Raw genomic sequence first — 1,154 nt, forward strand, 5'->3', positions numbered from 1 at the left:
CAAGGTGATAGGGCTCAACCTCAATGGCATGGGTGGCTCGGCATTGACCGACGAGAGCATCGCGGTGCCCGAGTCGCCTAGCGAAGGTATTCCGGTGACCTACGTGCGGCGCGCATACGGTGTTCCTCGCGCTCGCCCTGGGCTGGGCCGAGGTCCTGGATGCCCGTGACATCTTCATCGGTGTGAATGCGGTGGATTATTCCGGTTATCCGGATTGTCGCCCTGAATTCGTCGAGGCTTTCGAGCGCATGGCGAACCTGGCAACCAAGGCGGGCGTGGAAGGCAATGGCTTCCGCATCCAGGCGCCGCTGCAGTATCTGTCCAAGGTGCAGATCATCCAGGCGGGCGTGGCGCGCGGGGTGGATTACGGCCTGACGGTGTCCTGTTATCAAGCCGATGGGCAGGGGCGTGCGTGCGGCAAATGCGATAGCTGCCGGCTGCGTGCGGATGGCTTTGCGGCGGCCGGTATTTCCGACCCGACGCCATATTTCTGAAAAAAAATTTCGCGAGAGGTGTTGTTTTTACGTTAGAAATCAGTATTATACGCCTCGCGTTGGGTCGTTAGCTCAGTCGGTAGAGCAGTTGGCTTTTTAACCAATTGGTCGTAGGTTCGAATCCTACACGACCCACCATTTTCGCTGCGGCGTGTTGCATAAGTCTAGGAAAAAGGGTTTTCGCCTTTTACTTATTCAGCAGCCGTCTGGGTGCGAGCATTGGGCCCGCACTGACGTGATGTCAATATGAAATAGCCCGCCTATCTAGGTGGGCTTTTCTGTTTCTAAGGCCCTGAAACCATTTGCCGGCGTAGCAATGCGCCCCCGACGTAATCAGCGATTACAGAGGGTACTGCGGTTTTGGCCGTGAGATTTCGGGGCAATCGGCAGCGCATGACGATTGCTGGAAACCAGCCGCCAGTGCTTGCGCGAACGCACACGCAGGCCGGTTTCGCGCATCAAACGAGCGACCCGGTGCCGAGCACACGGATGCCCCATGGCCGCCAGATCGGCCTTGATGCGACGATGGCCATGGATTCCATTCATCTCGTGGTGGATAGTGCGGATCTCCTTGCTCAGACGCCGATTCGCCATCTCTCTCGCCGAAGGTGGCCGCTGCTGCCAGGCATAGAAGCCGCTGCGGGATACCCGCAGCAGCCG

The 1,154-nt window shown here is 58.6% G+C and carries 1 protein-coding gene, 1 tRNA gene and 1 pseudogene; 2 read left to right on the forward strand and 1 reads right to left on the reverse strand.

Features of this window, described 5'->3' with window-relative positions; translation table 11 throughout:
• Positions 1-494: pseudogene (locus BSK43_RS00070) on the forward strand (7-cyano-7-deazaguanine synthase); the annotation flags it as partial.
• Positions 495-555: 61 nt separating this feature from the next.
• Positions 556-632 (forward strand) — tRNA-Lys (locus BSK43_RS00075).
• Between the two features lie 195 nt (positions 633-827).
• Here BSK43_RS00075 and BSK43_RS00080 read toward each other — a convergent pair.
• A partial coding sequence (locus tag BSK43_RS00080; RefSeq protein WP_169055346.1) for an IS3 family transposase occupies positions 828-1,154 on the reverse strand: 327 nt, incomplete at its 5' end.

Source organism: Rhizobium sp. P44RR-XXIV (assembly GCF_001999485.2).
Lineage (GTDB): Bacteria > Pseudomonadota > Alphaproteobacteria > Rhizobiales > Rhizobiaceae > Rhizobium.